Consider the following 25,100-nt stretch of genomic DNA (forward strand, 5'->3'; position numbering starts at 1 on the left):
GGAATTACCGCTGCGTCAACCTGGCACTAACTGGCCCGCACCCGCCGCCATGAATAGCCGGGCCCCTTTGGCTCCGGCACGGCGGTTGGCTGGTAGTAGAGCCCCAACCCGCCGGTGCGGCCCTCTTCGAGGCGCTTCAACAGCACCGGATTCGAGATCTCGAACTCGTCGAAGCCGAGCCGCAGCATATGCGGCAGCTGGTCGACCAGCACCTGGCCGGTGGCGCGCACCGCACCCTCGAAATGATAGCGGCTGCGCAGCAGTTCGCCCTTGGAGAAGGATCGGCCGTCGCTGAAGGCCGGAAAAGCCAGCGCCACCAGCGACAATTGCTCGAGCAGGTCAGCTATCTTCTCGAGCTGATCGCCCGGCTGCAGCACGACACCGAGCCTTTCACTGGCGGAGCGTCGCACCTCCGGATCGAGATCGAGGAACGCCTGCAGCGGCAGGATGAAGCGGCCATTGCCGGACAGTGCATCCGCGCTTTCGGCATGAGCCCACTCATCCTCGCGAAACCCCGTCGGGGTCCAGAGGCGGGTCTCCGGTGTCGTCGGTTCGGTCATCAAAATTCCTAAGTCCAAAAGAATCCCAAGATGTTGAAACTTGGCTCGGGCCAAGCCGGAGATGGTGGCTTCCGGGAACCGAAGCGGCGTGTACTTTTAGGCACGCCAGCACTGGAAGCCCAGGAAACCGCTATTTGCAGGCCGGCATCACATGATCAACATAGCTTAAAGCGATGCGTCGGTCAGCGACTTCTCCAACCCCGACAGGTGAATGCCGCACTCGGTCTTGGCATGACCGGCCCAGCGGCCGCTGCGCGCGTCCTCCCCCGGTTGCACCGGCTGCGTGCACGGAAAGCAGCCGATCGACAGATAGCCGTAGGCGACCAGCGGATTTTCGCGCAGCGCATGCGCGCGCATGTAGTCCGCCTGGTCCGACGTCGTCCAGTGCGCCAGCGGATTGATGCGGATGCGCGGGCCGACCGCTTCGAACACCGGTAGCCCTGCCCGGGTCGAGGCCTGGAAGCGCTTGCGGCCTGTGAACCAGGCGCGGAAGGGCGCGACGCCGCGCGCCAGCGGCTCGACCTTGCGCACGTCGCAGCAGGCGTCGGTATTGCTCTGGTGCAGATTGCCCGTCGGATCGATCCGTTCGAGCGCCGCTGCCTCCGGCTTGATCACCCGGATATTGGTCAGCCCGAAATCGGCGACGAGCGCATCGCGATAGCCGAGCGTCTCCTCGAAATGCTTGCCGGTGTCGAGGAAGATGACCGGCAGCGTCCGGTCGATCTTGGAGATCATGTGCAGCAGCACAGCCGAATCCGCGCCGAACGACGACACGGCGGCGATCTCGTCATGGAACAGTTCGCGGGCCGAGCGTTCGATGATCTCGAGCGGGTTCAGATGACCGTAAAGCGCATCGAGCCCCGCCGCTTCGGCGGCGATGCCGTCATCGACATCGACGATACGGTCAAGCGGCCTTGGCTTCGCCAGCATAGAGCGCCTCCTTGAACGGCGCGGGACCGACACGGCGGTAGGCGTCGATGAATTTCTCTTGTGGGTTGAGCCGAAGGCCGAGATAGGTCTCGATGATCTGCTCGATGGCGTCGGTGATCTCTTCCGAGCTGAAGCCGCGGCCGATGATCTCGCCGACCGAGGTATTCTCGTCGGCCGAGCCGCCCAGCGTCACCTGATAAAGCTCGGAGCCCTTCTTCTCGACGCCGAGGATACCGATATGGCCGACATGGTGGTGGCCGCAGGCATTGATGCAGCCGGAGATCTTCAGCTTCAGTTCGCCGATCTCGCGCTGCCGCTCCAGCGATGCGAAGCGAAGCGAGATTTCCTGCGCGATCGGGATCGAGCGCGCCGTCGCCAGCGCGCAATAATCGAGGCCGGGGCAAGCGATGATGTCGGATATCAAATTGGAATTGGCCGTCGCCAGCCCGATGTCGACCAGCGCGTCATAGACCGCCTTGAGGTCGGCGCGCGCCACATGCGGCAGGATCAGGTTCTGCTCATGGCTGACACGCAGCTCGTCGAAGGCGTATTTCTCGGCGATGTCGGCGACCGCTTCCATCTGGCTGTCCGAGGCGTCACCGGGCACCTCGCCAATGCCCTTCAGCGAAATGGTCACCGCCGCATAGTCGGGGTGGCGGTGTGTCACCACGTTCTGGTCGAGCCAATCCGAAAAGCTCTTCGAATCGAGGCGCGAAAGCTTCACCGCCGCATCGCCTTCCGGCCGGTCGGCTAGCGCCGGCGGCGCGAAATAAGCCTCGATGGCGCGGATATCGGCATCCGGCAGCTTCAGCTCGGCATCCTTCAATTCCTGCCATTCGGCCTCGACCTGGCGGGTGATTTCCTCGACGCCGGTCTCGTGGACTAGGATCTTGATGCGCGCCTTGTACTTGTTGTCGCGGCGGCCATAGAGGTTGTAAACGCGCAGGATCGCCGTGCAGTACGAGAGAAGGTCGGCTTCCGGCAGGAAGTCGCGGATCTTCCGGGCGACCATCGGCGTGCGGCCCTGGCCGCCGCCGATATAGACGGCGAAGCCGAGCTCGCCGGCGGCGTTCTTCTTCAGGTGCAGGCCGATGTCATGCGTCTGGATGGCGGCGCGGTCGCGCTCGGCACCCGTCACCGCGATCTTGAACTTGCGCGGCAGGAACGAGAATTCCGGATGCACCGACGACCACTGGCGCAGGATTTCCGCATAGGGGCGCGGGTCGGCGACCTCGTCGGCGGCGGCACCGGCAAAATGGTCGGCGGTGACATTGCGGATGCAATTGCCGCTGGTCTGGATGGCGTGCATCTCGACGCTTGCCAGATCGGCGAGGATCGCTGGGATGTCCGACAGCGCCGGCCAGTTGAACTGGATGTTCTGGCGCGTGGTGAAATGGCCGTAGCCCTTGTCGTATTTGCGGGCGATGTGGCCGAGCATGCGCAACTGCTTGCCGTTCAGCGTGCCATAGGGCACCGCGATGCGCAGCATGTAAGCATGCAACTGAAGATAGACGCCGTTCATCAGCCTCAGCGGCCGGAACTGGTCCTCGGTGATCTCGCCGGCAAGACGGCGCTGGACCTGGTCGCTGAACTCGGCGACGCGGGCCTGGACAAAATCGTGGTCGAACTCATCGTAACGGTACATGCTTCGTCTTTCAGGGCGCGTCCGCCCATGCCTGGTGTCCTGTTAAGCTGCCCGGGCAGCCTGCTTGCCGAGGTCGTTGCGGATGGTCGGGCCGGCGGCGCGGATCTTCTCGCGCAACCGCACCGGCTCGACGATGCCGTTGACGACATCCGCGTCGATCAAATTAACGTCGACCACTTCATTGGCGGCATAGGCCCTGGTGCCGATCGCTTCCAGGCGATCCTCGGCAGCCTTGTCATGGGCGAGATCGGCATGGTCCACCGTCTCGGCCCAGCCGCCATCGGCATACCAGACGGCGATGCCGTCGGTCAGGCGGTTGGCGGTCAGTATCTTCATTGCTGGACTCCTTCGGCGGCAGCTGCGGACACGCCTTCATGCCTGTGTGCCGCAAGCGGCTCGGACCGTTCAAAGTTGGCGCCGGCAACCGCATCGCCGATGATGGTCATCACCGGGCCGGAAAGATCGGCGCGCGCTTCCAGCGACGGCAGGTCGGCAAGCGTGCCATGGAAGCGGCGGCGGTTGGCAAGACTGGCATTCTCGACCACGGCCACCGCCGTGTCCGGCGACAGACCGGCCTCGATCAGCCGGCCGGCAACCTCGGCCGCCACCGAGCGGCCCATATAGACAGCGACCGTGGCGCCCGAAATGGCAAGCTTGGCCCAGTCGGGCAGCGAATTGCCCTTGAGGTCGTGGCCTGTGGTGAACACCATCGACGACGACACGCCGCGCAAGGTCAGCGGCAATTCGAAATCGGCGGCGGCGGCGAAGGCCGCGGTGACGCCCGGAACCACCTCATAGGCGATGCCGACGTCGCGCAATGCGGCCATCTCCTCGCCGGCCCGGCCGAACACCAGCGGATCGCCCGACTTCAGCCGCACGACGCGCTTGCCTTGGCGGCCGAGTTCGACCAGCAGCGCATTGATCTCGGCCTGGCTCTTGGTGTGGCAGCCCTTGCGCTTGCCGACCGGCAGGCGCTCGGCATCACGGCGGCCCATGGCAACCACCGACTCCGGCACCAACGCGTCATGGACAATGACATCGGCCTCCATCAGCAGGCGGTGCGCGCGCAAGGTCAAAAGATCCTCGGCGCCAGGACCAGCGCCGACGAGCGCGATGTGACCCGAGGCCGGCGTGTTCGAAAGCAGAAGATCGACGGCGGCGTCATGCGCCTGCGAAAGCTGGCCAGCTTCCACAGCATGGGCAGGCGCACCGCCGAAAAAGTCGCTCCAGAAGCGGCGGCGGGCATTGCCCTTCGGCAGCAGCTTCTCGGCAGCACCGCGAAACGACGCGGCAAGCGTTGCCAGCGGCCCGAGCGACGGCGACAGCATGCGGTCGATTCGGCCGCGCAGCATCTGGGCAAGCACCGGGCCTGCGCCTTCGGTGCCGATGGCGATGGCGACCGGCGCGCGGTTGACCAGCGCCGGGGTGAAGAAATCGCAGAGTTCCGGCCGGTCGACGGCATTGACCGGGATACCCATCCGGCGCGCATCCGTGGCCACGCGGCGGTCGAGTTCCTCGTCGCCGCTGGCGGCAAACACCATGACCGCGCCTTCGAGCTGAGACGCGTCGTAGGCCGTGGCAAAATGGCTCGCGCCGGCCTGAGCGATGAAGGCCAACAGGTCGGGCTCGGCGTGTTCCGCAACAATGCGCAAGACCGCGCTCGACTGTCCGATCAGCCGCGCCTTGGCCAGCGCCTCTTCGCCACCGCCAACGATGGCCACAGCTTCGCCCTCGACCCGCATGAAGACGGGAAAGGCGTTGAGCTTGGGAGCAGTGTGCGGCATGACGCGGAGCGGAATCCTGAACAGGCTTGCAGTTCTACGCGTGGGCGCGGAAAACCTGAAGGAACGCACTCGCGCATCGTTTGTCGGGATGCAATCGCTTTTCTGAAAGCTTCCCGGCCAAGAGAAAAATATTCCCCATTGGCGCATGGCGCGGATTCAAGCTGCTGCCGCAGGCCTTGATTTGCGCCTCTTTTAGCGCCCAGCGCGAAATGTCGCAAAACAGTTTTTTCTAAATTCTACCAATTTAGTAGATTAAAGTCATATGCATCGGATGACGCCGTTCCGCGTGTGATGACGAACGTCGGCTCGGCCCTTTGGCGGAACATTACCGGTTCCGGGCGCGTTGCCCATACGTCCATCACGTCACATCGAAACCCGGCTGCGCAGGGCTCACGAAATGCCGCGGCAGTCGAACAAGGAACAAGTCATCCATGAACACGATCAACATGAAGCACGGCATCTGGGTCATGGTAGCCGATGGCGAGAAGGCGCTTTTCCTGAGAAATGCGGGCGACAACAAATTTCCGAACCTGGAGGTGGTGCATGAGATGAAACAGGACAACCCGCCCACACGTGAGCAAGGCACCGACAGCCCCGGTCGATACAATGATGGTCCATCAGTGCATCGCAGCGCGGTCGAGGACACGGACTGGCACAAGGTCGGCAAGGAGCGCTTCGCCGATGAGATTGCCGCCCGGCTCTACAAGCTCGCGCACAGCGGTGAGTTCAACGAGATCGTGCTTGTCGCACCGCCCATGGTGCTCGGAACCATGCGCAAGAAACTGCACAAGGAAGTTGAGGACAAAGTGACCGCCGAAATTCCCAAGACACTGACCAACCACGCCATATTCGAGATCGAGGCCCTGCTCCAGGCAGCCTGATCGTTGGCCATTTCGGAACTCCGGGCTGACTGGCGGCTTCCTCGGCCGCCGGTGGAGTATTTGCGGCCTCGTCGTCGATTTCGCGCCCCTGCGGGTTGCATCGCCGACACCCCTTCCACCATATTGCAAACAGGCGGCGGCTTCGGGCGGCGCACATCCGACATCCCTGGTTTGAAAGGCGCTCCATAGACAATGCCGCATGACACGCCCCTTATCGCCACCATCGTCGCCGGTCTGGGGCTGGCTTTCGTCTTCGGGGCTCTCGCCAATCGCTTCCGAATTCCGCCGCTGGTCGGCTATCTCGTAGCCGGCGTCCTGGTCGGGCCGAACACGCCGGGCTTTGTCGCCGACGCCGGCCTCGCCAATGAACTGGCCGAAATCGGCGTCATTCTCCTGATGTTCGGCGTCGGCCTGCACTTCTCGCTGAAGGATCTTCTGTCGGTCCGCGCCATCGCCGTGCCCGGCGCCATCGTCCAGATCGGCTTTGCCACCGCACTCGGTGCCGGCCTGTCCTGGATGCTCGGCTGGTCGATGGGCGCGGGCCTGGTCTTCGGCCTGGCGCTCTCGGTCGCCTCGACCGTCGTGCTGCTGCGCGCCTTGCAGGAGCGGCGGATGATCGAGACGGAACGCGGCCGCATCGCCGTCGGCTGGCTGATCGTCGAGGATCTGGCCATGGTGCTGGCGCTGGTGCTGCTGCCGGCTCTTGCCGGCGTGCTCGGCGGCCAGGAGCAGGCGGATGCCCACGCGAGCAGCTTGCTGTCTCTGCCGGCCAGCTACGGCATCTGGGGCGTCGTCGGTATCACGCTGGCCAAGGTCGCCGCGTTCGTCGTCGTCATGCTTGTGGTCGGCCGCCGGGTCATTCCCTGGATCCTGCACTACGTCGCCCACACCGGCTCGCGCGAGCTGTTCCGGCTGGCCGTGCTGGCCATAGCGCTCGGCGTCGCCTTCGGCGCGGCGAAACTGTTCGGTGTCTCGCTGGCGCTGGGCGCCTTCTTCGCCGGCATGATCATGAGCGAGTCCGAGCTCAGCCATCGCGCCGCCGAGGAATCGCTGCCGCTGCGCGATGCCTTCTCCGTCTTGTTCTTCGTCTCGGTCGGCATGCTGTTCGACCCGTTCAGCCTGATCAGCAATGGCTGGCCGATCCTGGCGACGCTGGCCATCATCGTCATCGGCAAATCGTTGGCGGCATTCGTCATCGTCATTGCCTTCGGCTATCCCCTGGCCACTGCGCTGATGATTTCGGCAAGCCTGGCCCAGATTGGCGAATTCTCCTTCATCCTGGCCGAGCTCGGTGTTGGGCTGAAGCTGTTGCCCGAACAGGGCCGCGACCTGATCCTGGCTGGCGCCATCCTGTCGATCGTCCTCAACCCGCTGATGTTCCTGGCCATCGACTGGATGAAGCCGTGGCTGGAGCGGCGTGCCGCCAGGACGGCGCCGCCGGTCGAGGCAAAGCCGGTCGGCCCGGCGACGGAACCTGGCCAGGTGGCCTCAGTTGCGGCGACCAACAAGCAGGACGGGCCACCGCCGAGGACAACCCTCGCCAACCACGCCATCCTGATCGGCTATGGCCGTGTCGGCAGCCTCGTCGGCGCGGCGCTGAAAGAGGCCGCCCTGCCCTTCCTCGTCATCGAGGACGCCGACAAGACACTGGCCAGACTGAAGGCTGACGGCATCGAGACCGTATCCGGCAATGCGGCGAATGCCGAAGTGTTCGCCGCCGCCAATCCTGAAGGTGCCGTGCGGCTGATCCTGGCCATCCCCAACGCCTTCGAGGCCGGTCAGATCGTCCTGCGGGCGCGGGCCGCCAATCCCGGCATCAACGTCATCGCCCGCGCCCATTCCGACGCCGAGGTCGATCACCTCAAAGGGCTCGGCGCCGACACGGTGATCATGGGCGAGCGCGAGATCGCCCGCGGCATTGTCGAAGAGGTCCTCGGTCACAAGCCGCAGGCCGCGGCCTGAGCTTCCGCATGCCAAGGGATGGGTCGGTGACCGGCGACATTTTGGCCTGTCGAACTCGACAACCTACCCTCAATCGAATTGATCACGCAACGAATGCAGAGCCGCCATTCTGCGCGACGCTGCTGAGATACTGCGCAGGCGGCTTGCCCAGCGCCTTCTTGAACATGGTGATGAAGGCCGTGACGGACTCGTAGCCGAGATCTGCCGAAACCTGCTGCACGCTCGCGCCCGAGGCCAACTCCCGTATCGCGACGATCAGATGCAATTGCTGGCGCCAGCGTCCGAAACTCAGGCCTGTCTCTCTCACCACCAGGCGTGCCAGGCTGCTCTCGCTGAGAGCGACACGCTGGGCCCATTCTGCCAGATTGCTGCGGTCGGCAGGATTTTCAGCCAAGGCATCGACGATCCGCCTCAAGCGCGGCTCTGACGATATCGGCATATGCAGTTGCTGGACAGGCATGCGCGGCAGTTCGCTGAGCAGAACCTTGGCCAGCACAGCCATGCGCGAATCGTCGTCCTGGCCATGGTCGGCCAGTTCGACGATCAGTTCGCGCAGCAGAGGCGAGATCGACAGCGTGCAGCACCGGTCCGGCAGATCGGCGGATCCCGGCTCGATGTACACGAAGAAAATCCGGGCATTGGCGGTGGCGATATTGCTGTGCTCCATACCGCCGGGAACCCACACGCCGCAATGCGGCGGAACCATCCATAGACCGCTGGGGACGCGGCAGGTGACGCCACCACCGAGCGCGAACACAAGTTGGCCTTTGCGGTGCCAATGGGAGGGAACCTCAGCCCTGGTCTCGGTGACGTCGACGCGCACGGCAATCACCGGCTCGGAAAGCTCATCCACATCGAAATCGGGCCAGGGGAAGCGGAGGGGTTGTCTCATGATTGACGATTTTTAGCGATCGATTGCTTTGATATCTAAATTATTCAGGAGGGAAAGTCGATAGGTTCCGGCTCTTCGATCACCGGCCGCCTGCGAACCGGAAAGACCCGCCGCCGCGACGCGTCCACCACGCAGCAATGAGGTATGAACCATGCTCGCCCTAGTCATCTCTCCCGATAGCCCCACCGGGCTACAGCTAGCGGAGTTCGACGAGCCTCAGCCGGCATCGAACGAAGCGCTGATCTCGGTCCACGCGACCTCTTTGAACCGTGGCGAATTGCGCTTGCTCGCCATACGTCCGAATGGCTGGATACCCGGCCAGGACATTGTTGGGATTGTCGAACGCGCAGCAACCGATGGCTCTGGACCAGTTGCAGGCGCCCGGGTCGTGGCTTTGGTCGACCAGGCCGGCTGGGCCGAACGTGTGGCCGTTCCAACCGACCGTCTCGCCGTCCTCCCGGATGACGTCAGCTTCGTCTCCGCCGCCACGCTTCCGGTCGCGGGAACGACCGCGCTGCGCACCCTGCGCCTCGGCGGTGACCTTGCCGGCCAGCGGGTCCTGATCACCGGTGCAAGTGGCGCGGTCGGTCGCTTCCAGGTCCAGATCGCCCGCGAGCAGGGCGCGTCGGTGACTGCGATCGCCGCAGCCCGGCATGCCGAGGATCTCCGCGGCCTGGGCGCTGAGCGGGTTGTCGAAGCGATCGAAATGGCCGGGGGGCCGTTTGCGCTGATCACCGAGTCGGTCGGCGGCGCAAGCCTCGCACGCGCGATCGAACGGGTGGCGCCGGGCGGCACCATTGTCATGTTCGGCTCGAGCAGCGGCGAACTCACGCCCATTGGATTTCGCCAGTTCGTTCCGGGTCACGAGGGGGCGAGGCTTCACACCTTTGCCTACTACACTTCCGGCTCAGGCATTGGCGCGGACATCGCCTCGCTGCTCGCCCTGGTCGCGGTCGGCAGGCTTGAAACACGCGTGGCCTTGACCGTGCCGTGGACAGACATCGCCCAAGCCCTGGAAGCCCTCCGGCAGCGCAGCTTCAGCGGCAAGGCCGTTCTCACCATGGTCGCACCTACTCAGATCAGGAGCGCGCGATGACGATAAGAGAGATCGTTCGGACTTCCAGCGGCCATGGCCTTCTCGTGGTCGGCATCATGTTGATCGCCGCGACGCTCCGCGCGCCCTTCACTGGCGTGGCACCCATGCTGGGAATGATCCGCGAGACCAACGGGATCAGCGCGGCCGAGGCCGGGCTCCTGACGACCCTGCCATTGCTCGCATTCGCCGCGATTTCACCGTTCGCGCCCATCCTGGCGCGCCGACACGGTATGGAACGATCGCTGTTCGGCGCTTTGCTTGTGATCACGACCGGGATCGTCGTGCGTTCGACCGGTTCGATCTGGGCGTTATTCCTCGGCACGGCCATCCTCGGAGGCGGAATTGCCGTCGCCAACGTTCTGCTTCCGAGCCTGCTCAAACGGGATTTTCCGGACCGGATCACCAGCTTGACGGGGGCTTACGCCATCACCTCCGGACTGGCCCAGGCGCTCGCATCGACAGCAGCGATCCCCCTTGCCGCGCTGCCGGGGTCGAACTGGCATCTTGCCCTCGCCGGCACGTTGATCTTTCCGGCAATGGCGCTGATGGCCTGGCTTCCTCAACTGCGGCTCAGCTCGGTTTCAACCGCGGAGAATACTTCTGCGTCCAGTGCCGGCCACATCTGGCAGTCATCGCTCGCCTGGCAGGTGACTGCCTATCTCGGCCTGACCTCGCTGGTGTTCTACGTCGTCGTTGGATGGCTGCCGGCCATTCTTATGGAGGCGGGCTATTCCGCGGCCGGTGCTGGCTCTATGCATGGGCTGCTGCAATTGGCGACCGCGGTTCCCGGTTTGATCCTCGGTCCGGCCGTCCGCCGCATGAAGAACCAGCAGGCCCTCGCCATCGGCGTATCGGTTCTCGCATGCCTTTCGCTGCTCGGTCTATGGCAGCTTCCAGACCTGGCACCGCTATGGGTCGCGCTGTTCGGATTCGGCGCGGCTGCCGCCTTCGTCCTCGGCCTGGCATTTGTGAGCCTGCGAGCCTCGAACAGCCATCAAGCGGCGGCGCTTTCTGGAATGGCACAAAGTCTGGGCTATTCGCTGGCGGCAGCGGGTCCGCCGCTTGTCGGCCTTGCGCGTGATGCGACCGGGGGTTGGAGCGCGGCCCTGGCATTTTGCGCCGTCGCATCCTTGCTGATGGCGGCTTTCGGTGCTCTTGCCGGACGGGCAAGGACGATCTGACCGCCAACCGGCTCAGACGTGCTGGCCGCCATTGATGTGGATTTCGGAACCGGTCACGTAGGATGCCTGCTGCGAGCACAGGAAGAAGATGATGTCGGCTACCTCCGCCGTGGTGCCGAGGCGCCGCAGCGGTATCGTCTCGACGATCTTGTCCGTGCCCGGCGACAGGATCGCGGTGTCGATCTCGCCCGGCGCAATGGCGTTGACGCGAATGCCGTGCGGGCCGAAATCATGCGCCATCTCGCGCGTCAGCGAGCCGAGTGCCGCCTTCGATGTCGCATAGGCGGTGCCGGCGAAGGGATGTACGCGGGTGCCGGCGATCGAGGTAACGTTGACGATCGAGCCCTTGGCCGCTGCCAATTCCTTGAACAGCCCGCGCGCCAGCATGATCGGCGCGAAGAAATTGACCTGGAACACGTCGCGCCAGACATGCATCGGCGTCTCGATCGAGTCCATCCGGCTGTTGCCGTCCTTGAGCTTAGGCGAGATGCCGGCATTGTTAACCAGCGCGTGCAGCTGGCCGCCATGCGCTTCCAGCCGGTGGCGGATTTCCGACACGGCGATGCCGACATCTTCCTGGTCGGCGAGATCGACCTTGATGTGGTCTTCCGGCCCGGCCGGCCATGGGCAATCCTCGGCAAAGGCCTGGCGCGAACAGGTGATGACGCGCCAGCCTTCGCGCGAAAACCGCTTGACCGTGGCGTGGCCGATGCCGCGGCTGGCGCCGGTCAGCACGATGGTTTTTCTGGTGTCGAGTTCAGCCATGTCAGATCTCCGGGCCGGAGATGTAGCTGAACCACGTCGAGGTGGCGAGAGGCGAGTTGCCGCTCAGCCGCCGCCGAGTATGTCGAGGATCGAGGTCTGCTTCTTCTTCAGCGGGCCGCCGACATTGCCGGGCGGCACCGGGTGCTTGATCGACGCGGTGGCGCCGTCGTCCTCCGGCATGGCAAGGCCATCGGCATCGACCGTCTGGGCGGGACGGACCGCGCGGACCGGTGCTGGCGCCTGGGCAACCGGCGCCGCTGCCTGCGCATCAGGCGCCTGCCGGCCAACGGACGCGGACGGAACCGGCGCCGGCTGGCTGTTGTTGGCCGAGGGTATCTCGTCGGGCACGATGGTGTCGGCCGGTGTCGATTTCCAGATGCCGGGCAGCGGCCGCACCGGCACGCCCTCATGCGCGGCGACCATGAACTCGTGCCAGGCCTGCGCCGGCAGCGCGCCGCCGGTGACCTTCTTCATCGGGCTGCCATCATCATTGCCGAACCAGACGCCGGTGGTGAGATTGGCGGTGTAGCCGACGAACCAGGCATCGCGCGAATTCTGGCTGGTGCCGGTCTTGCCGGCGGATGGCCAGGCGAAAGCCGCTTTCCTGGCGGTGCCGATCTCGACCGTACCCGTCATCATCGAGTTCATCATGCCGACGATCTCAGGCTTGACGACACGCGGCGCATTGCCGCCACCGCTGTCGTAAAGCACCTTGCCGTCGGTGGTCGTCACGCGGCGGATGAAATGGATGTCCGGCTTGTAGCCGCCATTGGCAAACGGCACATAGGCGGATGTCAGCTCCAGCGGCGTCACCTCCGAGGTACCGAGCGCGATCGAGGTGTTGGACTGCAGGTCGGACTGGATGCCCATGCGGTGCGCCGCCTCGACAACCGCGTTCGGCCCAACCTCCATGGTCAACTGGGCGGCGACCGAATTCAGCGATTTCGCCAGCGCCGTGGCCAGCGTCACCTTGCCGAAATACTTGCCGCCGTAATTGTCGGGCGTCCAGTTGCCGATCTTGATCGGCGCATCGTTGCGCACGCTGTCGGGCGTGCGGCCGGCCTCAAGTGCCGCCATGTAGACGAACGGCTTGAACGCCGAACCCGGCTGGCGGCGTGCCTCCGAGGCACGATCGAACTGGCTGGTCGAATAGTCGTAGCCGCCGACCATGGCGCGAACCGCGCCGGAATCGTCGATCGACACCAGGGCGCCCTGGGTGACGTTGAGCTTCTTGCCGCTGTCGTCGATCAGCTTGCGGATCGACTGTTCGGCGAGTTTCTGCAGCGTCAGATCGACGGTGCTGTCGACGATGATGTCGCCGCGCACGTCGCCGATCAGGTCAGGCAGTTCTTCCATGATGGTGTCGGCGACGTAGTTCTCCGAGCCGGTCCAGTAGGACGGTGCGCGCGTTGCCGGCGCGCTCATCGCCGAGGCCAGCTCCTTGCCGCTGATCTTGCCCTCGTCGCGCATGGCGGCAAGCACCAGCTGCGAGCGTTCCTCGGCGGCCTTCGGATCGCGCGCCGGCGACAGCCGCGACGGCGCCTTCAGAAGGCCGGCGAGCAGTGCTGCTTCAGACAAGGTGACGTCGCGCGCACTCTTGCCGAAATAGCGGCGCGAAGCCGCCTCGACGCCATAGGCGCCGGAGCCGAAATAGACCCGGTTGAGGTACATTTCGAGGATCTGGTCCTTGGTGTGCTTGTGCTCCAGCCACAACGCCAGCAGCACCTCCTGCACCTTGCGTTCCAGCGTGCGGTCGGGCGTCAGGAACAGGTTCTTGGCCAATTGCTGGGTCAACGTCGAGCCGCCCTGCGAGAAATGCCCACCAAGCAAGTTGGTCACCATCGCACGCGACAGGCCGATCGGATCGATGCCGAAATGCGAGTAGAAGCGGCGGTCCTCGATGGCGATGACGGCTTCGGGGATATAGGGCGACATTTCGTGCAGGCCAACGGCCTCGCCGCCGCTCATGCCGCGATTGGCGAGCAGTTGGTTATCGGCTGAGACGATCTTGATGTTGGGAGCGCGGTCGGGGATGGACCAGGTCGTCGCCGCAGGCATCTTGGCGCCGTAGTAGACGACGATGCCGGCCACGGCGATGCCGCCCCAGATGGAGAGCACGAAGCACCAGTAGAACAGCCGGCCGAACACCCCGAACAGGCCGCGCCGGCTTCTGCCACGTCCACCGCGTGACGATTTCGCCTTCGATGATTTGCGTTTTGCGGAGGCTTTGCGATTGCTCGGCACGACGCGATCCTCTTCGTTCGCCGAAAGACCCGCCGAGGATCTCGCCTGCGGCGGTGCCTCGAAACTGGGTTCGATGCGGCTGTCTCTGCGGTTCGCCATGCGCTGTGCTTGATATCCCCGATGCCTATGGCGTTCGGGTTGAAGAGTAGATGCGGCGATTTAAGGGCGGGTTAAGTCGGGAAAAATCAAAGCAATGTGGATTCAATTGCTGACGGATCGGCCCGAACGGCGCATCAGCGCGCCGCCCGCATGCCCGACACGACGATCGGCGGCGGGTCCGATGCTATCAATTCTGCTGGATCGAGATGCCCTTGTCGTCGATCTTGAGCTCGACGCCCTTCGGCTTGGTCTGCTCCCGATAGACATAGATACCGAGCGCAATGACCACGACGACGAGCGCGCCAATGACGAGATAGAGCGTATTCTGTTTCATGGCGCGCTCTTTCGGTTATCGAGCTAAGCTCGCTTCAGGACCTTGACCAGCACCAACAGGATGATGGCGCCGATAGTGGCATGGATGATCGAGGCGAGAACGCCGCCACCTATGGAGAAGCCGATCCGCGGGAACAGCCAGCCGGCGATGAACGCGCCGACGATGCCGACGATGATGTTGCCGATCAGGCCGAACCCAAAACCCGAGACGATGAGGCCGGCGAGCCAGCCGGCGATGGCACCAATGATTATGAAGACGATCAGGCTTTCGACACCCATAGCGATTTCCTCCGAGCAAGAGGGCGACGGCGGAACGGAAAGCTCCGAATCGGCCTCGATATCAACGAGTTCAGGCTATTCGAAAGCCGCCAGCCTCGCCAGCGGCGCGCTCACTGATCGTCATCGTCGCTTGCGGCAGGCCGCCAGCTGGTCGGTTCGACCTTCTTTTGTGTGTGGCTATCGGTGTAGACCCACCAGCCGTCGTCCCGATATTGCGCGATGGATTCGTTGACGACTCCGTCGCTGTCCTTCCAGGTGACGGAGACCTTTGAGCCGTCCCTCGGCGCAGTCGATATCGGCTTTCTGTCCGCCACGTCATCCCCCTTGAACCGACAAACTGAGCCGACAGAACGCGTTGGTCCGCATCCGGTTCCAACTGGCCGCTGGAGCCGATCCTCGCGCGGGCCTCAGCTGTGGGCGAAGATATCCTCTTCGCCCCAGCCCATCAGATCGAGTTTGGCACGCGTCGGCAGGAAGCGGAAGCAGGCATCGGCCTCCTTGGTCCGCCCCTCTCGCGCCAGCCGTCCGGCCAAGACATCGCGCAATCGGTGCAAATAGAGCACATCGGATGCGGCATATTCGAGCTGTTCGGGCGACAGCGTTTCGGCCGCCCAGTCCGACGATTGCTGCGCCTTGGACAGGCCGACGCCGAGAAGCTCGAAGCAGATGTCCTTCAGCCCGTGCCGGTCGGTGTAGGTGCGGGTCAGCCGCGAGGCGATCTTGGTGCAGAACACCGGCTCGGGCATCACCCCGAACGCATTGTAGAGCACGGCAAGATCGAAGCGCCCGTAGTGGAACAGCTTGGTCACGCTGCGATTTCTCAGCAGGCTGACGAGGTTCGGCGCCTTCTTCTGGCCGGGCGCGATCTGGATCACGTCGGCGGTGCCGTCGCCCGGCGAAATCTGCACCACGCACAGCCGGTCGCGATGCGGGTTCAGCCCCAGCGTCTCGGTGTCGATGGCCACCGCCTCGACATCGTAGTGCGAAAGGTCGGGCAGGTCATTCTTGTGGAAACGGATGTCGGCCATTGTCTTCTCCGATCGAACCTTGGCGTCCCTTGACCGGCAAGGGACGCCGCGGCGCTTTTTCTCGTGGCCCGTCCTCGCTGCGATCCGCTGAAAAATCAACAGGAAAACTTGGGTGCCACTGCTCAGAGCGTCAACGCTTCGAGAATCCGCGCCCAGGAGCGCTGGCCCTTGTGGAAGGAGCTCAGCTCGTATTTCTCGTTGGGCGAGTGGATGCGGTCGTCGTCGAGGCCGAAGCCGACCAGCAGCGATTCCATGCCGAGATAGGTCTGGAAATCGCCGACCACCGGGATCGAGCCGCCGCTGCCCGTCGTCACCGCCGGCTTCGGCCATTCGTCGGACAGCGCGTTCTTGGCCTTGGCCAGGAACGGCGAGTCATAGGAAAGCTGGATTGCCGGCGAGCCGCCATGCCGGTGGAATTCGACCGAACAGTCGGCCGGAATGCGCTCCTTGACGAATTTCTGGAACGCGGCGCGGATCTTGGCCGGATCCTGCTTGTGGACGAGGCGGAAAGAGACCTTCGCGGAGGCTTCCGCCGCGATTACCGTCTTGAAACCCTTGCCGGTATAGCCGCCGTTGATGCCGTTGAACTCGGCCGTCGGCCGCGCCCAAGTCAATTCCAGCACCGAGCGGCCCTTCTCACCCGACGGGATCGACAGGCCGACGGGGCCTAGGAATGTCTCGGCCGTTTCCCCAAGCGTTTCCCATGATTTCAGGATCTGCGACGGCGTTTCCTCGACGCCGTCATAGAAACCGGGGATGGTGATATGGCCATCCTTGTCGTGGATATCGGCCAAAACCTTGGCCAGGATGCGGATCGGGTTGGCGGCGGCACCGCCATAGAGGCCGGAATGCAGGTCGCGATCTGCGGCCTTCACCGTGATCTCTTCACCGACCAGTCCACGCAATCCGACGCAGATCGACGGCGTATCGCGGTCCCACATGCCGGTATCGCAGACCAGCGCGAAATCGGCCTTGAGTTCGTCGGCATTGGCCTCGAGGAACGGCTTCAGCGACGGTGAGCCGGATTCCTCCTCGCCCTCAAACAGGATGGTGATGCGGCACGGCAAATTGCCATGCACCTGCTTCCAGGCGCGGCAAGCCTCGACGAAGGTCATCAACTGGCCCTTGTCGTCGGCCGAACCACGCCCTGTGATCACTTTGTGACCGGGTTCAACCTCCTTGACCGCGGGCGCGAACGGATCGCTTTCCCACAATTCGATCGGATCGACCGGCTGCACGTCGTAGTGGCCGTAGAACAGCACATGCGGCGAACCGGCTGGTCCGTCATGGTGTGCAACGACCATCGGATGTCCGGGCGTGTCGCGAACGCTGGCGTCGAAGCCGATCACCTTGAGCTCGGCCACCAGCCATTCCGCAGCCTTGCGGCAGTCGGCGGCATAGGCCGGATCGGTGGAGATCGACTTGATCCTGAGCAGACCGAACAGGCGCTCGAGGCTCTGGTCGAGATTCGTGTCGAGACGGTCGAGGACGGGAGAAACTGCGGACATTTTTTGCAAGCCTTTCGATTCAGAACCGCGACCGTAAAGGCAGGACAGGAAAACGAAAAGCCCGCGATCATTGGACCACGGGACTGTGAACGCCTGTCGAACGACAAAAAAAGACCGCCGTGGTGGAGGGGGAACCACGGCGGCCTTCTTCTACTCGAAACGATGCGGCAGCCCGGAGAGGGGGGATAGGCTGCCGCAGGTGTCCGGGATAGGCGGGGGACGGGCCTTGCTCCGGACTCGGCGAAAACTGCCGATGACCTTTATTTGTGTCTTTGAACGTGGCGATTCAAGGGCACGAAAATTACACTTTTTTAACATGGCCGTGAGCCGGCCGGCCCGCGGCCGTTCTGTCAGGGTGTTGCCGGAACCGGTGGGTGCCGGCGCCTTTGGCATGGACCGCAGCATCGAGCCGCGCTATCCCTGCCGACATGAAAAAAGGCGATCATCTCTTCCTTATCGACGGCTCCGGCTACATCTTCCGTGCCTACCACGCACTGCCTCCGCTGACCCGCAAATCCGACGGTCTGCCGGTCGGGGCCGTTTCCGGCTTCTGCAACATGCTGTGGAAGCTGATGCTGGATGCCCGCAACACCGATGTAGGCATTGTGCCGACGCATTTCGCCGTCATCTTCGACTATTCGTCAAAAACCTTCCGCAACGATCTCTATCCCGAATACAAAGCCAACCGCTCGGCGCCGCCGGAAGACCTGATCCCGCAATTCGGCCTGATCCGCCAGGCGACCAGGGCGTTCAACCTGCCTTGCATCGAGATCGAAGGCTATGAGGCCGACGATCTCATCGCCACCTATGCAAGGCTCGCCTGCGAGGCGGGCGGTGACACCACCATCATCTCCTCCGACAAGGACCTGATGCAACTGGTTGGCGCCACGGTCGGCATGTACGACCCGATGAAGGACCGCCAGATCGGCATTCCGGAAGTCGTCGAGAAATGGGGCGTGCCGCCGGAAAAGATGGTCGATCTGCAGGCGCTGACCGGCGACTCCGTCGACAATGTGCCTGGCGTGCCCGGCATCGGCCCGAAGACGGCGGCGCAGTTGCTGGAGCAGTTCGGCGACCTCGACGGCCTGCTTGCCCGCGCCAGCGAGATCAAGCAGGACAAAAGGCGCGAATCGATCATCGCCAATGCCGACAAGGCGCGCATTTCACGCCAGTTGGTGACGCTGAAGAACGATGTGCCGGTGTCCGAAGGACTGGACGACTTCGTCCTGCACGCGCCGGACGGGCCGAAGCTGATCGGCTTCCTCAAGACCATGGAATTCACCTCGCTGACCCGCCGCGTGGCGGAGGCGACCCGCACCGAGGCCGGCGACGTCCAGGCCGTCGCGGTGACCGTCGAGCGTGCCGACGCCGCGCATGGCCCGGATGTCGGATCTGGTGCGCCCGCCGTTGCCCGAAGCGCGGCCGGCACCGAACTGGGGCAGGCCGGCGGAGCTGCAACCACACCGGCGACGGAAACGCCAAAGCAGGGGGACACCCCTTCCCTGCTCGCCGCGCTCCGGTTGGAGAGCGCGGCCACTCGCAAGATCGATACGTCGGCCTATCACCGCATCCGCGATGTCGCGACCTTGAAAGCCTGGGTCGCCGAGGCAACCGAGACCGGCCTTGCTGCTTTCGACGTGAGGGCGACGTCGGCCGATCCGATGCAAGCCGAGTTGATCGGCATGTCCATCGCCACGGCGCCCGGTCGCGCCGCCTACATTCCTTTTGCCCACAAGAGCGGCAACGGTGACCTGCTCGGTGGCGGCGTGGTCGAAAACCAGATCCAGCTTCGCGAGGCGCTGGCCGTGCTGAAACCGCTGCTGGAAGACAAGTCGGTTCTCAAGATCGCGCAGAACCTGAAATACGATCTTGTCGTCATGAGCCGCTATGGCATCGATGTCGCGCCCTTTGACGACACCATGCTGATCTCCTATGTGCTCGATGCCGGCACCCCTCATGGTCACGGCATGGACTCGCTTGCCGAGAAATGGCTTGGCCACACCCCTCTCCAGCTCAAGGACGTGACCGGCTCCGGCAAAAGCTCCGTTGGTTTCGATCAGGTCGACATCGACAGGGCGACCGCTCACGCCGCCGAAGACGCCGATGTGACGCTGCGGCTCTGGCTGGTGCTGAAGCCACGGCTCGCCGCCAAGGGCCTGGTGTCGGTCTACGAGCGGCTGGAGCGGCCGCTGGTGCCTGTCCTGGCCCGCATGGAACAGCGCGGCATTTCGGTCGACCGGCAGATCCTATCGCGGCTCTCGGGTGAGCTGGCGCAGGGCGCCGCCCGGCTGGAAGAGGAAATCTACCAACTCGTCGGCGAGCGCATCAACATCGGCTCGCCCAAGCAGCTCGGCGACATCCTGTTCGGGCGCATGGGCCTGCCCGGCGGTTCGAAAACCAAGACCGGGCAGTGGTCGACCTCGGCGCAGCTTCTCGAAGATCTCGCCGCCGAAGGCCATGAACTGCCGCGCAAGATCGTCGATTGGCGCCAGCTGACCAAGCTGAAATCCACCTACACCGATGCGCTGCCGGGCTTCATCCATCCGGACACCAGGCGCGTCCACACCTCCTATGCGCTGGCAGCGACGACGACGGGCAGGCTGTCATCCTCCGATCCGAACCTGCAGAACATTCCGGTGCGCACCGCCGAGGGCCGCAAGATCAGGACCGCCTTCATCGCCGACAAGGGCAACCGGCTGGTCTCGGCCGACTACAGCCAGATCGAGCTGCGGGTGCTCGCCCATGTCGCCGACATCCCGCAATTGCGGCAAGCCTTCGCCGATGGCGCCGACATCCACGCCATCACCGCGTCGGAAATGTTCAACGTGCCCGTGGAAGGCATGCCCTCGGAAATCCGCCGCCGCGCCAAGGCGATCAATTTTGGCATCATCTACGGCATTTCCGCCTTCGGCCTCGCCAACCAGCTGTCGATCCCACGCGAGGAAGCAGGCAACTACATCAAGAAATACTTCGAGCGCTTCCCCGGTATCCGCGACTACATCGAGGAGACCAAGGCCTATGCCCGCGAGCACGGCTTCGTCGAAACGATCTTCGGCCGCCGCATCCACTATCCTGATATCCGCTCGTCGAACCCTTCACTGCGAGCCTTCAACGAGCGCGCCTCGATCAATGCCCGCCTGCAAGGCACCGCCGCCGACATCATCCGCCGCGCCATGGTGCGCATGGACGAGGCGCTGGAGAATGCGAAGCTCTCCGCCCGCATGCTGCTGCAGGTGCATGACGAGCTGATCTTCGAGACGGTCGAGGCGGAGGTCGAGGCGACGATCCCGGTCGTGCGTCACGTCATGGAAAACGCGGCGATGCCGGCGGTATCGATGTCGGTGCCGCTGCATGTCGACGCCCGAGCCGCCAACAACTGGGACGAAGCGCACTGAAAATCCGATGATTGTCTTTGTCGAGGGGGATTTGCTGGCAGCAAAAGAAAATTATATCGCTCAGGGCGTCGCGGAGGGCAATCAGGAGGGGCTTGGCACCGGCCTCGCACTGAAGATTTCGAGAAAATGGCCCAATGTACAGGCCGCTTTCAAGAAACACGCGCGGGCAGGTAAATTTACGGGAGGGCAAGTCTGGGTCCTGAAGCCGGATGGCGAGCAGCCCGGCTTTGTCTATCTGGCGACCCAGCCCGACATGTATCACGCCACACTTCCCTATCTACGCAAAGCGGTTCGTGGGCTTGCCAAGTGGGCTGACAGGAACCTGATAGAATCCGTTGCTTTGCCAAAAATCGGGTCTGGGTTGGGCAAGCTGTCGTGGCAGGACGAGGTTAAGCCCCTGCTTTTGGAGCAACTCACCCCCGGAGCCACGCGATATGTTATTTATGAGACATTCTTGAACGAGTTCGAGACGTAGCTTAGGCGGCCTCAGCCAGGCACTTGGCACACGTCCCGCGAAATTCGATCACCGCCTTCTTGGCGGCAAAGCCTGTCGAGCGCACCCATTCGTCCAGCCGATGGTCGACATCGTGGTCGGACATTTCGGTCACCTGCCCGCATGTGTCGCAGATGGCGAAAGCGGTCATCGAATGGCTGTGGTCATGCGGCTCGGCACAAGCGACGAAGGAGTTGATGCTTTCCAGGCGATGCACGAAGCCGGACTTCACCAGCGTGTCGAGCGCCCGGTAAACCTGCAGCGGCGCGCGAAAACCACGCTCGCGCAGCTGGTCGAGCAAGGTATAGGCGCTGAGCGGCCCGCTGGCGGCCTCGAGTTTCTCGAGCACGCACAGCTGGTTCTTCGTCAGCACATCCCTTGCCGCCATGATCCTGTTCCAACCTGTCTTGCGTCGCTTGCGCATCATTTCCGCGCGCAAACGATCCCTGTCCCAACCAGATAGCGACGAACAGGCATTTTTGCTACTGTTTCCAACATCTCCGCCCGGAAGGCTGTCGACAACCAACCGTCGTCGACCGGAGCGGAGGTAACAGGCGGGTTGCTCTCCGACGCAACATTCAAAATACTGACAAAATCCTCGGCAACAGTTGCCGCGCTTGGAAATTCGATCGGGCTTGGGGAAGCAATCATGATCAAATTGACGCGGCGGACGCTGCTGGTCGGCACGTCCGCGCTCACGATGGCCGGCATGGTGTCGTTCAGGACCATGGCCGCATCGCGCACCTATCATGCGCTGCTGATCGCTTGCACCGAATATCCGAACCTGCCGCAGAGGAACTGGCTGATCGGGCCGAAGAACGATGCCGGCCTCGTCCACGAATATCTGTTGAAGAACGTGCCCGATCCGGTGCGGTTCGCACCGGAGAACGTAACGTTGCTGGCCAAGGATGTCCCGGACGCCAGCGGCTTGCCGACCCATGCGGCGATCAAGGCTGCATTGGCCGACCTCGCCGCCAAGGTGCAGCACGACGATTTCGTCTATCTGCATTTGTCCGGCCACGGCGCCCAGCAGCCGGAGATGGTCAAGGGCGACGAGACCGACGGGCTCGACGAGATTTTCCTGCCCGTCGACATCGACAAGTGGATCAACCGCGATGCCGGCGTGCCGAATGCGCTGGTCGACAACGAGATTGGTGCTGCGCTCGACGCCATCCGCAACAAAGGCGCCTTCGTCTGGGTGGTGTTCGACTGCTGCCATTCCGGCACCGCGACACGCGCCGTCGAGGTCGACGACGAAATGGAGCGCAAGGTCGAGTTCGCCGACCTAGTCGGCGGCAACGAGGCCGAGCGGGCCGCCGCGATCAAGGCCTATGACGAGGTCACATCGGCCGCCGGCTCGCGCGGCGTCGACGAGAACGGCAAGCGCAAGCCCGCCTTCAACCTGACCCCGACCGGCGGCGAACCGATCACCAAGGGCAAGCTGGTCGCCTTCTATGCCGCGCAGACGGTGGAGACGACGCCGGAGATGCCGCTGCCCAAAGGCGCGACGGATGCACCACGGTTCGGTCTGTTCACCTTCACCATCCTGTCGAAGCTGGCCGAGAACCCCAACATCACCTATCGCCAGCTCGGCCAGGCCGTGCTGCAGCAATATTCGGCCGACAGCCGCACGCGACCGACACCGCTGTTCGAGGGCGAACTCGACGCACGCGTGTTCGGCACCGACAAGACGGACGCGGTCATGCAGTGGCCTGTTGTCATCAAGGACGGTGACGCGACGATCGGCGCCGGCCTGTTGCATCGCCTCACCCCCGGCAGCAAGCTCGCCATCCTGAATTCGGCGCTGTCGCCGCTTTCCGACGCGGTCGGCTATCTCGAAGTGCAATCTGCCAAGAACCTGGAAAGCCGCGTCAAGCCGGTCGAGTTCGACAACAAGCCGGTGCTCAAGCTCGCCGACATTCCCGCCAATGCCTATGCGCGGGTGGCCGAGATCGCCGTCGACTACAAGCTCGTCGTCGCGCGGCCGGCCGCGACCAAGGGACTTGAGAAGGAAACCGCTCTCGTCAATTCGGTTCTCGACGAACTGGCCACGGCCAAGGAGACCGGCTTCAACATCGAACTGGTCGACCCCGGCAACAGCGCCGAGCTTCGCTTCGCGGTGATGCGCGAGAATGCCATTGCAGGTGCGGCCAAGGACGCGACCGACAAGCCCGCACTGTGGTTCCTGCCGGCGTCGGGCGACGTGACCCTGAAGGACGGCAGCAAGCCACCGCTGATCATCATCCACATGGATGACCGGCAGAAGCTGGTCGAGGCGACGACCCGAAATCTGCGCACCATCTTCCGCGCCACCGGGCTGTCGCGGCTGGCGGCCGCCTCCGATTACAAGCCCGAGGACGTCGACGTCCAGTTCCAGGTCAAGCGTCGCGACAAGGATGGCCTCGAACCGTTGCAGGCTTCGGTGGTGCCTCGCGTCTCGCCGGGCGACGAAGTGCATGTGCTGGCCAGGAACGGCTCTGATCTTCTGGTCGACATCAACGTGCTCTATGTCGGCAGCGACTATTCGATCACCCACATCGTCGCCGAACGCCTCGCGCCGCAAGCCTCGCTCGAGGAGGGACTGCTGGCCTTCACGGACACCAGCTTCGGCATGGAAAGGATGATCGCGGTTTTGACCGAGGCGCCGCCGGAGAGCGAGAAGGAGGATTTGAGCTTCCTGGCGCAGGATGGCGTCGCATCGATGACGCGCGGCTTGGGGCCTGCCAGCTTCTCGGACATGTTGACCGATCTCGGCATGGCGCCGGCAACCCGCTCGGTGATGCGGCTTGCCGACAAGAGCGGCCCGAAGGGCGCGGTGATGATCTTCCCGATGGAGACGGTGCCACGCGCCTGAAGAGCTCTTGCGCGATCGGCGCGATATGAGAACATTCCGGCCGCGGCCATGGCGCAGGCGGCCGGATGAAGCGGATAGGATCGATTGTGAAGAACTCTGTGTTTTCCTGGCGTGGAACGATTGCCGGCCTTGCCGGCAGCCTGATGCTGATCGCCAATGCTTCGGCCGACGAGGCCTGTGGCCTGTGTGCCAAGCAGATCGTCACCAACTCGGAACTGGCCACCTGTTTTCTCGATCAGTACGACCAGATCGCCAAAAGCAGCAGCGGCGCCGTTGTCGTCGATCTCAGCAACTGCGCCTCGCGCGGCGTGGTCGAGGCGTTGCCGTCACCGAACAAGGGGCCGGCGGAGCCCGATGTTCAGTTCATGATTTCGCGCCTGCAGCTGGAATGCCTGAAAAAGAAGCTGGAGGCGCCCGGTATCGTGCTGGACCCCTCTGCCGTCATCGAACTGGACAGCTGCGGATGAAGAAGCCGACGGGCAACGCCAGAACAGCAGCTGCCGCGCCCGCAAAGGCGCCAGCCACGAAACCGGCGCTGCCGGAAACCACCGAAGGTTTTCCGTGGCCGAGCAGCCACGAGATCAAGAAGGAAGCGAACCCCTTCACCGACCGCGACTGGCGCATGCTGGTCTATGCCTGGTCGGGCCTTCTGGTGCGTCTGGCCATCATCTTCACCTTGATGTTCTCGGTTTACCAGTTCCTGGCCAACCAGGAGCAGAAGCGCGTCGAGCAGACCATGTCGCTGGTTGAGCTCTGGGAAACCAAGGACTACCAGCAGGCGCAGCGCGCCCTGAAAGATCGTCTTGCGGCCCTCAACGCCAAATACGACAATCTGCTCAGCGCCAACCCGTCGCCGACCGAGGAACAGGTGTTCCGGCAGCGGATCGGCATCGAGGCGATGACCGCCACTGGTGGCGACATGCCGCTTGCCGATTTCAGCGAAAATTTCGACCGCATTGTCTATTTCCTCAACCGCCTGTCCTTCTGCGTCGACGGCGATCTGTGTTCGCGCAAAGTGACCGATGCTTATTTCCGCGACTATGCCGTCTCGTTCTGGAGTTATTTTGCCGGCTATGTCGACAAGCAGCGCAAGGCGGGTTCGCCCACTTTCGCCTCGGCGATCGAGGACTATGTGCGCAATGGGCCGCCTGCTGCCGAAGCCAAGTAGCGA

At 63.7% G+C, this 25,100-nt stretch carries 23 protein-coding genes; 9 read left to right on the plus strand and 14 right to left on the minus strand.

The window, feature by feature from the left end:
• Positions 1-26: 26 nt before the first annotated feature.
• The 5 genes from AC1D10_RS28850 to cysG all read right to left on the minus strand — a co-directional run bounded on the left by AC1D10_RS28850 (position 27) and on the right by cysG (position 4,919).
• On the minus strand, positions 27-560 hold the full coding sequence (locus AC1D10_RS28850) for a DUF934 domain-containing protein (protein WP_477277966.1): 534 nt from the start codon (positions 558-560) through the stop codon (positions 27-29).
• A gap of 165 nt (positions 561-725) precedes the next feature.
• Complete coding sequence (locus tag AC1D10_RS28855; protein WP_477277968.1) at positions 726-1,490, minus strand: phosphoadenylyl-sulfate reductase; 765 nt, start codon at positions 1,488-1,490, stop codon at positions 726-728.
• The gene (locus AC1D10_RS28860) at positions 1,465-3,135 is read right to left on the minus strand and encodes a nitrite/sulfite reductase (RefSeq protein ID WP_477277970.1); all 1,671 of its coding nucleotides are present in this window, start codon (positions 3,133-3,135) and stop codon (positions 1,465-1,467) included. The genes AC1D10_RS28855 and AC1D10_RS28860 overlap by 26 nt, the downstream gene beginning before the upstream one ends.
• A 42-nt stretch (positions 3,136-3,177) precedes the next feature.
• Entirely contained in the window at positions 3,178-3,471 is a 294-nt protein-coding gene (locus tag AC1D10_RS28865) for a DUF2849 domain-containing protein (RefSeq protein ID WP_477277972.1), read from the minus strand.
• Positions 3,468-4,919, minus strand: coding sequence for a siroheme synthase CysG (cysG, locus tag AC1D10_RS28870; RefSeq protein ID WP_477277974.1), 1,452 nt, complete (start codon positions 4,917-4,919; stop codon positions 3,468-3,470). The genes AC1D10_RS28865 and cysG overlap by 4 nt, the downstream gene beginning before the upstream one ends.
• 431 nt (positions 4,920-5,350) lie before the next feature.
• On the opposite strand from cysG, the gene AC1D10_RS28875 reads away from it, so the two are divergent.
• Together AC1D10_RS28875 and ybaL are read left to right on the plus strand one after the other, a co-directional pair.
• Positions 5,351-5,800 carry a baeRF12 domain-containing protein gene (locus AC1D10_RS28875; protein WP_477277976.1) on the plus strand — a complete coding sequence of 150 codons (450 nt, stop codon included), beginning with the start codon at positions 5,351-5,353 and terminating at the stop codon, positions 5,798-5,800.
• Positions 5,801-5,992: 192 nt separating this feature from the next.
• Entirely contained in the window at positions 5,993-7,762 is a 1,770-nt protein-coding gene (gene ybaL, locus AC1D10_RS28880; RefSeq protein ID WP_477277978.1) for a YbaL family putative K(+) efflux transporter, read from the plus strand.
• An 82-nt stretch (positions 7,763-7,844) separates the two neighbouring features.
• Here the strand turns inward: ybaL and AC1D10_RS28885 are convergent, their stop codons facing one another.
• Entirely contained in the window at positions 7,845-8,654 is an 810-nt protein-coding gene (locus AC1D10_RS28885; RefSeq protein WP_477277980.1) for an AraC family transcriptional regulator, read from the minus strand.
• A gap of 151 nt (positions 8,655-8,805) precedes the next feature.
• Between AC1D10_RS28885 and AC1D10_RS28890 the strand changes: the two genes are divergently transcribed.
• Together AC1D10_RS28890 and AC1D10_RS28895 are read left to right on the plus strand one after the other, a co-directional pair.
• Positions 8,806-9,750: a zinc-binding dehydrogenase gene (locus tag AC1D10_RS28890; protein ID WP_477277982.1), complete on the plus strand. Its 945-nt coding sequence runs from the start codon at positions 8,806-8,808 to the stop codon at positions 9,748-9,750.
• Positions 9,751-9,806: 56 nt separating this feature from the next.
• Positions 9,807-10,931, plus strand: a complete 1,125-nt coding sequence (locus AC1D10_RS28895; RefSeq protein WP_477277984.1) for an MFS transporter — start codon at positions 9,807-9,809, stop codon at positions 10,929-10,931.
• 12 nt (positions 10,932-10,943) lie between these two features.
• Here the strand turns inward: AC1D10_RS28895 and AC1D10_RS28900 are convergent, their stop codons facing one another.
• The 7 genes from AC1D10_RS28900 to AC1D10_RS28930 form a co-directional block, all read right to left on the minus strand.
• Positions 10,944-11,696, minus strand: a complete 753-nt coding sequence (locus AC1D10_RS28900) for an SDR family NAD(P)-dependent oxidoreductase (RefSeq protein ID WP_477277986.1) — start codon at positions 11,694-11,696, stop codon at positions 10,944-10,946.
• 63 nt (positions 11,697-11,759) lie between these two features.
• Positions 11,760-14,039 (minus strand): transglycosylase domain-containing protein, encoded by a 2,280-nt coding sequence (locus AC1D10_RS28905; RefSeq protein WP_477277988.1) that lies wholly within the window; start codon positions 14,037-14,039, stop codon positions 11,760-11,762.
• Positions 14,040-14,226: 187 nt separating this feature from the next.
• A complete protein-coding gene (locus tag AC1D10_RS28910) occupies positions 14,227-14,373 on the minus strand; it encodes a hypothetical protein (protein ID WP_013529552.1) in 147 nt (48 codons plus the stop codon).
• Positions 14,374-14,396: 23 nt separating this feature from the next.
• Positions 14,397-14,651, minus strand: coding sequence for a GlsB/YeaQ/YmgE family stress response membrane protein (locus AC1D10_RS28915; protein ID WP_379103042.1), 255 nt, complete (start codon positions 14,649-14,651; stop codon positions 14,397-14,399).
• A gap of 110 nt (positions 14,652-14,761) precedes the next feature.
• Positions 14,762-14,965 (minus strand): hypothetical protein, encoded by a 204-nt coding sequence (locus AC1D10_RS28920; protein ID WP_477277991.1) that lies wholly within the window; start codon positions 14,963-14,965, stop codon positions 14,762-14,764.
• Between the two features lie 93 nt (positions 14,966-15,058).
• A complete protein-coding gene (locus tag AC1D10_RS28925) occupies positions 15,059-15,679 on the minus strand; it encodes a ribonuclease D (protein WP_477277993.1) in 621 nt (206 codons plus the stop codon).
• Positions 15,680-15,801: 122 nt separating this feature from the next.
• Entirely contained in the window at positions 15,802-17,187 is a 1,386-nt protein-coding gene (locus AC1D10_RS28930; RefSeq protein ID WP_477277995.1) for a M20/M25/M40 family metallo-hydrolase, read from the minus strand.
• A 428-nt stretch (positions 17,188-17,615) separates the two neighbouring features.
• Between AC1D10_RS28930 and polA the strand changes: the two genes are divergently transcribed.
• Both polA and AC1D10_RS28940 read left to right on the plus strand, forming a co-directional pair.
• Positions 17,616-20,582, plus strand: coding sequence for a DNA polymerase I (gene polA / locus AC1D10_RS28935; protein ID WP_477277997.1), 2,967 nt, complete (start codon positions 17,616-17,618; stop codon positions 20,580-20,582).
• Positions 20,539-21,057, plus strand: coding sequence for a macro domain-containing protein (locus AC1D10_RS28940; RefSeq protein ID WP_477277999.1), 519 nt, complete (start codon positions 20,539-20,541; stop codon positions 21,055-21,057). The genes polA and AC1D10_RS28940 overlap by 44 nt, the downstream gene beginning before the upstream one ends.
• A 1-nt stretch (position 21,058) precedes the next feature.
• On the opposite strand, the gene AC1D10_RS28945 is transcribed toward AC1D10_RS28940, so the two are convergent.
• Positions 21,059-21,463, minus strand: coding sequence for a Fur family transcriptional regulator (locus AC1D10_RS28945; protein WP_095084745.1), 405 nt, complete (start codon positions 21,461-21,463; stop codon positions 21,059-21,061).
• Between the two features lie 261 nt (positions 21,464-21,724).
• Between AC1D10_RS28945 and AC1D10_RS28950 the strand changes: the two genes are divergently transcribed.
• The 3 genes from AC1D10_RS28950 to AC1D10_RS28960 all read left to right on the plus strand — a co-directional run bounded on the left by AC1D10_RS28950 (position 21,725) and on the right by AC1D10_RS28960 (position 25,097).
• The gene (locus AC1D10_RS28950; RefSeq protein ID WP_477278001.1) at positions 21,725-23,929 is read left to right on the plus strand and encodes a caspase family protein; all 2,205 of its coding nucleotides are present in this window, start codon (positions 21,725-21,727) and stop codon (positions 23,927-23,929) included.
• Positions 23,930-24,072: 143 nt separating this feature from the next.
• Positions 24,073-24,396, plus strand: coding sequence for a hypothetical protein (locus tag AC1D10_RS28955; protein ID WP_477278003.1), 324 nt, complete (start codon positions 24,073-24,075; stop codon positions 24,394-24,396).
• Positions 24,393-25,097, plus strand: coding sequence for a DUF4760 domain-containing protein (locus AC1D10_RS28960; RefSeq protein ID WP_477278005.1), 705 nt, complete (start codon positions 24,393-24,395; stop codon positions 25,095-25,097). The genes AC1D10_RS28955 and AC1D10_RS28960 overlap by 4 nt, the downstream gene beginning before the upstream one ends.
• The last annotated feature ends 3 nt before the right edge of the window (positions 25,098-25,100 follow it).

The sequence above is a fragment of the Mesorhizobium sp. P2_A8 genome (assembly GCF_056404935.1).